The organism is Janthinobacterium sp. (assembly GCF_031995485.1).
Taxonomy (GTDB): Bacteria; Pseudomonadota; Gammaproteobacteria; order Burkholderiales; family Burkholderiaceae_D; genus Janthinobacterium.
Genome location: NZ_DAMAGB010000061.1, coordinates 28860 through 34874, shown reverse-complemented (window position 1 = coordinate 34874; position 6015 = coordinate 28860). Strand labels below are relative to the sequence as shown.

7 protein-coding genes and 1 pseudogene are annotated in these 6015 nt (G+C 64.8%); 5 read left to right on the top strand and 3 right to left on the bottom strand.

Annotation, left to right across the window (positions count from 1 at the left end; translation table 11 throughout):
- A partial coding sequence (locus RTQ46_RS24865) for a UDP-glucose/GDP-mannose dehydrogenase family protein (RefSeq protein WP_312440270.1) occupies positions 1 to 1374 on the top strand: 1374 nt, incomplete at its 5' end.
- 51 nt (positions 1375 to 1425) lie between these two features.
- On the opposite strand, the gene RTQ46_RS24860 is transcribed toward RTQ46_RS24865, so the two are convergent.
- From RTQ46_RS24860 to RTQ46_RS24850, 3 genes and pseudogenes are all read right to left on the bottom strand, one after another.
- Positions 1426 to 3099: a diguanylate cyclase gene (locus RTQ46_RS24860; protein WP_312440273.1), complete on the bottom strand. Its 1674-nt coding sequence runs from the start codon at positions 3097 to 3099 to the stop codon at positions 1426 to 1428.
- 140 nt (positions 3100 to 3239) lie between these two features.
- Positions 3240 to 3557 carry an SDR family oxidoreductase gene (locus tag RTQ46_RS24855; RefSeq protein WP_312440272.1) on the bottom strand — a complete coding sequence of 106 codons (318 nt, stop codon included), beginning with the start codon at positions 3555 to 3557 and terminating at the stop codon, positions 3240 to 3242.
- Positions 3558 to 3609: 52 nt separating this feature from the next.
- Positions 3610 to 3864: pseudogene (locus RTQ46_RS24850) on the bottom strand (SDR family NAD(P)-dependent oxidoreductase); the annotation flags it as partial.
- 46 nt (positions 3865 to 3910) lie between these two features.
- On the opposite strand from RTQ46_RS24850, the gene RTQ46_RS24845 reads away from it, so the two are divergent.
- The 4 genes from RTQ46_RS24845 to RTQ46_RS24830 all read left to right on the top strand — a co-directional run bounded on the left by RTQ46_RS24845 (position 3911) and on the right by RTQ46_RS24830 (position 6015).
- On the top strand, positions 3911 to 4135 hold the full coding sequence (locus RTQ46_RS24845; RefSeq protein ID WP_312440271.1) for a helix-turn-helix domain-containing protein: 225 nt from the start codon (positions 3911 to 3913) through the stop codon (positions 4133 to 4135).
- Positions 4136 to 4187: 52 nt separating this feature from the next.
- Positions 4188 to 4772, top strand: coding sequence for a TetR/AcrR family transcriptional regulator (locus RTQ46_RS24840; RefSeq protein ID WP_312440269.1), 585 nt, complete (start codon positions 4188 to 4190; stop codon positions 4770 to 4772).
- A gap of 111 nt (positions 4773 to 4883) precedes the next feature.
- On the top strand, positions 4884 to 5363 hold the full coding sequence (locus RTQ46_RS24835) for a hypothetical protein (protein WP_312440268.1): 480 nt from the start codon (positions 4884 to 4886) through the stop codon (positions 5361 to 5363).
- Positions 5364 to 5409: 46 nt separating this feature from the next.
- Positions 5410 to 6015, top strand: coding sequence for a hypothetical protein (locus tag RTQ46_RS24830; protein ID WP_312440267.1), 606 nt, complete (start codon positions 5410 to 5412; stop codon positions 6013 to 6015).

The following is a 6015-nucleotide window of genomic DNA, read 5'->3' as shown; positions in this document are numbered from 1 at the left end:
ATGAAAATCACCATTATCGGCACGGGCTATGTCGGCCTCGTGACGGGCGCCTGCCTGGCGGAGCTGGGCAATGACGTCTTCTGCCTGGACCTCGACGCCAGCAAGGTCGCGCTGCTCAACAGCGGCGGCATCCCCATCCATGAGCCGGGCCTGGAAGAAGTCGTCTCGCGCAACCGCGCCGCCGGCCGCCTGACCTTTTCCACCGACGTGGAGGCAGCCGCCCACCATGGCGTGATGCAGTTCATTGCCGTCGGCACGCCGCCCGACGAAGACGGCTCGGCCGACCTGCAATACGTGCTGGCCGCCGCGCGCGGCATCGGCAGGTACATGAACGAATACAAGGTCATCGTCGACAAGTCGACCGTGCCGGTCGGCACCGCCGAAAAAGTGCGCGCCGCGATCCAGGCCGAACTGGATCTGCGCGCCATCGATGCCACCCATGCCACGTTTTCTGTCGCCTCGAACCCCGAATTCCTCAAGGAAGGCGCGGCCGTCGAAGACTTCATGCGGCCCGACCGCATCGTGATCGGCGTCGATGCCACGCCCGAGGGCGAACGCGCGCGCGACCTGCTGCGCAGCCTGTATGCGCCGTTCAACCGCAACCGCGAGCGCACCTACTGGATGGATGTGCGCTCGGCCGAATTTACCAAATACGCGGCCAATGCCATGCTGGCCACGCGCATCTCGTTCATGAACGAGCTGGCCAACCTGGCCGACAAGGTCGGCGTCGATATCGAGGCGGTGCGCCGCGGCATCGGCTCAGATCCGCGCATCGGCTACAGCTTTTTGTATGCGGGCTGCGGCTATGGCGGCTCGTGCTTCCCGAAAGACGTGCAGGCGCTGGAACGCACGGCGCGCGGCCACGACCAGGAACTGCTGATCCTGCGCGCCGTCGAAGCGGTCAACGACCGGCAGAAGCATGTGCTGGGAAATAAGGTGGTCAAACGCTTCGGCGGCGACCTGGCGGGGCGCCATTTCGCCATCTGGGGCCTGGCCTTCAAGCCGAACACGGATGACATGCGCGAAGCGTCGGCGCGCGTGCTGCTGGCCGACCTGCTCGCGCGCGGCGCGACAGTGGCCATGTACGACCCGGTGGCGATGGCGGAAGCGCAGCGCGTGCTGGCACTGGATTTGAATCCGCAGCAACTGGCCCATATCCGCTATGCCGACAGCCCGACTGATGCCTTGCTGGACGCCGATGCGCTGGTGATCGTGACCGAATGGAAAGCCTTCCGCAGTCCCGACTTCGAGCTGATCAGGAAGCGCCTGAAGCAGCCGGTGATTTTCGACGGCCGCAATCTGTACGAGCCGGACAGCATGGCCCTGTACGGCATCGAATACCATGGCATCGGCCGCTCGGTCCTGACCCGCTGATACAGCCTGGCGCCCGGCATCCGGTGACAGCAGCAAGGCAGCCCGACTGGCTTACCGCCCTGTCGCCGCCAGTACGTCGCCGGCGTGCGCCCGGCGCCGCGCGTTCTTGTGCTGGTACATGCGCCGGTCCGCCAGCGCCAGCATGGCGTCGGACGATGGCGCCTCTGCGGCTGTCGCCCAGCCCACGCTGGCGCCGGCCTGCGGATAGCCGCGCTGGCGCAAGGCGCTTTCCAGCTGCCGCAGCGCCGCCAGCATGCAATCGACGTCGCCCGCGGGCGCCAGGATGGTGAATTCGTCGCCGCCGAGCCGATACACGCCGATGCCCGCGCGCAGCAGCTGGCGCAGGCCATGGGCGAAGTCGCGCAGCAAGGCGTCGCCGCGTGCGTGGCCGTCGCGGTCGTTGACGGCTTTCAGGCCATCGAGGTCGATCAGCAGCAGCGCCAGGCCGCCCTCCTCCTTGCCGGCATGCGCGGCCGCATGGCGCAGCGCCAGCTGGTCGTCGAAGGCATGGCGGTTGGCGATGCCGGTCAGGTGGTCGGTATGCGCCTGGATAATGGACCGGTTCAGCTGCTGCATCGCCAGCTCCTTGTCCTGCACCAGCAGGCGCAGCTTGTGCGCCAGCGCAAAGGCCAGCAGCAAGGCGTCCAGCGTGCCGCCCAGCAGGGTCAACAGTTCGGGATTGTAGACGGGCGGCGCGACCAGGCCGAAGTTGCTGGGCAGGATAAGGGTGGCCGGCACCATCAGCGCGCACGAGGCCAGCACGAAGTAGCGCGCCTGGCGGACACCGGCGCGCAGGCTGGCGATGCCGCAGAAGAGCGCCAGCGACAGCCAGACGCTGATGGCCAGCGTGGCCAGGACAGGCGCATACGGCAGCGCCAGCACGGTGCTGGGCAACAGCAGCAGCGGCAGCACGTAGTTGATGCGGCTGAGCTTTGCCAGGCGCGGAAAGTGCTGGCGCAACTGCAGGAACTCGACATAGAACGCCGTGTGCGGCAGCGCCAGCAGGAAGAACGGCACATACAGCCAGTGCAGATTGTGCCAGCCCAGCAAATGCGCCGGCAGGTGGAATTCCTGCGCCCAGGCGACCAGGAACACCAGCAGGTACAGCGCATAGCACCAGGTCGCGCGGTCCGGCTTCATCAGGTGCACGAACAGGTTGAACACGGCCAGCGCCCCCAGCGCGCCGAGCGAAGCGAGGATCAGGCTGTTTTCCAGCGTGCTCTGGTGCCGGTATTCAGATTCGGCAAACAGCCGCAGCGACGGCGGCGCCTGGTAGAACGGGCTGTCGATGCGCGCGACAATGGCAGCGCTGGCGCCAGGCGCGATCCGGATGCGCTGGCCGTAATGCAGCGCGTACTGGTAGTCGGCCCGGTAGCCGCTGGCCAGCGACTGCACGCTGCCATCGCTGCCGTAGACGCGGATGGCCGCCTGGTCGAACAGCACGCTGCCTGGTGCCACCACCCAGCCAGCTACGCTGCTGTCGTTGCGCACCTCGGCCACCAGCCAGTAGCTGCCGCCAAACTGGCTGACCCTGGGCAGCGCAGCGCGGCCCTGGCGCCAGCGCGCGATGTCACTGTACCCGGCAGGAAACGCCGCATCTGCCGCCGGGTAGATCCGGCCATCGTGCCGCATCAGGTCCTCGCCGCTGGCGATAGTCCGGGCGGCGCTGGCAGGCAAAACGACGGCCAGCAGCAGCACGGCCAGCAGGAGGCGAAACAGTTTCATGGTCGACGTGCGAGAACTCGAACCCACGATCATATAACAGAAAATTATGGCCTGGCTGGCCTCCCCGCGTGTCGCCAGCAAAAAAAGGAACGTTCTGCAACGAAGTTTTTCTGCTGCTTTTGCGTTGCCGTTGAAGGTCGTTATGCCGTCATGCCGCCATCGATATTGAGCTCCGCGCCAGCGATATAGCTGCTTTCTGCCGATGCCAGGAACAGGGCGGCGGCAGCGATCTCGTCGGCATGCCCCAGGCGTTTCATCGGGATCCGGTCGGTCAGCGATGGCCTGATCCCGTCGCTCACGCCATCGAACATCGGCGTGTCGGTGGGGCCGGGGCTCAGCGTATTGACGCGGATGCCGCGTGGCGCCAGCTCGTGGCTCCAGGTGCGCGCATACGAGCGCACGGCGGCTTTGGTGGCCGAATAAGTGCCGTAACCGGGATTGCCGATGCTCCCCGGCAATCGAACCGATCAGCACGATGGCGCCGCCGCTGGCCATCTGCCGGACTGCATGTTGTACCGTGAACACCATGGCGCGCACATTCAGGTTGAACGCGTCGTCAAAATGGTTCTCGGTGATGCTGTCCAGGGTCGCGTAGTCCGACACGCCTGACGAGGTGACCAGGATATCGAGTTGGCTCGCCTCTTTTTTGACAACGGCAAACAGCCGTTCCAGGTCGCCGGCAACCGTCACGTCGCCTTGCACGGCGTGTGCCCGTGCGCCGATCAGCGCCACCGCTTCATCGAGCTGCGCCTGGCGGCGGCCCATGATATAGACGCGGGCGCCTTCCGCGGCAAAGCGCCGCCTCGACCCGATCACGCACAAGGCGCTGGCGGCGGCGCTGCGTCGCCTGGAGCGCAACGGGCTGGTTCATCGGCGCGTGATCCCGTCGTCGCAGGTGGCGGTCGAATACTCGATCACGCCCCTAGGGCGTTCCTTGCAGCAGCCATTCACGGCACTCGTTGCCTGGGCCCATGAGCACGGCAACGGCATCGGAGAGGCCCAGCTGGCGTATGACGCGCGCCTGGAGGCGATCTGAAGGCTACAGAAAAAGCTTGACCACAAACCTACCAGAAGGTAGGCTACGCAACATGACGACTCCATCGAACACCTCTGACGCCATCCTGGCCTGCGCCCGCACGCTGATCGCCGCCGGCGGCTACAACGGCTTCAGCTATGCCGATATCGCCGAGGTGGTCGGCATCCGCAAACCCAGCATCCATCACCATTTCCCGACCAAGGTCGATCTGGTGACGGAGCTGCTGGCCGGGTATCGCCGCGAAGCGGAGGATGGTTTCGGCAAGCTGGCATCCGCCATCCCGGACCCGCTGGGGCAGTTGCGCGCCTACATACAATACTGGAACACCTGCCTGCTTGATGCCAGCGCCCCCTTCTGCGTGTGCGCGATGCTGGCCAGCGAACTGCCGATCCTGCCGGACGAGGTGGCGCTGGCGGTGCGCGGCCATTTCCGTTTCCTTTCCGGCTGGGTGACGTCGGTACTGGAACACGGCGTGCAGCAAGGTGCCATCACACTGCAGTCCCCCGCGCGCGTCGAGGCCGAGGCCTTTATGGCAACGGTGCACGGGGCGATGCTGTCGGCGCGCGCGTATGGCGACGCAAACCTGTTTGCCACCGTGATGCAGCCACAGCTGGAACGCATGGCGGCGAGGCGCTGATTTCGCCGTAATTTTTTTCCTCCATTACCTACCAACTAGTAGGTTTGTTAATCCATTCTCCCCCGCTGCCCTGGCGTACCGGAGAAGTAGTTCTTACTGAAAGGCATCATCATGTTTGGAATCTCCCCGCTGGGCTGGCTGCATACCCTCGGCAGCCTGCCTGCCATCCCCCTGGCGCTGTATATGCTGCTGCGGTATGGCAGGATCACGCCGCGCAATGGCGCCGGCATCGCTTATCTGGTGTCGATGCTGATCGGCGCGGTCACGGTGTTCGTTGTTGCGCACCAGCCGGCCAGTTACGGCATCGCCGCCGCCACGCTCCTGCTATTGCTGACCGGCTACAGCGTCGCCCATGTGCCTTTCGCGGCGCGGGCCAGCAGCTATATCGAAACGATATGCCTGAGCCTCAGCGTGTTCCTGCTGATGGTGCCGACCGTGAGTGAAACGCTGCGCCGCGTGCCCGATGGCCATCCGCTGGTCACCGATCCGACGTCGCCGCTGTTGCTGGGAGCCTTGGCCAGCCTGGGTGTCATGCTATTGGTGGGACTGGCGCTACAAATCATGGGGTTGCGTAAAAAATCACGCCGCTGACAGGCGCAGCCGCTGTATTCGGCAGCGATTTTGTTATGATAAAGAAATGAAAAAACTCCTCCTCCTGATCTGCCTGCCGCTGCTGCTGGCTGCCTGCGGCGCCTTTTCCAGCGCCTTGACCGACAACGACGTGGCGCGCTACATCAAGGCGTACGACAACTTTGCCGCTGCGGCGCCGGAACTGGACAAGCTCAAGCGCGAGGACCAGGCGATGTCGCTGCTGACCTGCGCGCCGTGCCTGGCGCGCCTGGAAAAGGCGGTGCAGGATGCCGGCTACAAGGACATGAAGTCCTTTGTCGCGTTTGACATCCGCATGCATATCACGCTGCGGGCATGGGCTTACGTGGAAATTGCCAAACTGGCCGGACAGTCGGGCCAGGCGGTGGCGGCGGAGGATTTCTGCAAGCTCAAGGAAAATATCGCGCAATCAAAAGACGCCGAGCAGATGCGGCTGCAATGCACGCGCCTCAAATCCTATACCAGCTACCTGGACCGGGCCGGCGCCTTTGCCGTGAAGCTGGCGGAAAAGCTGCTCAAGGACGGCGATATCGAAGTGGTGGCCAAACACATCGATGCGATCAGTGCCGCCCTGTCGAACGAAAAACTGCCGTCGGAATTCCGCCACGGCAGTGGCGGCGGCTTCGACGACTAG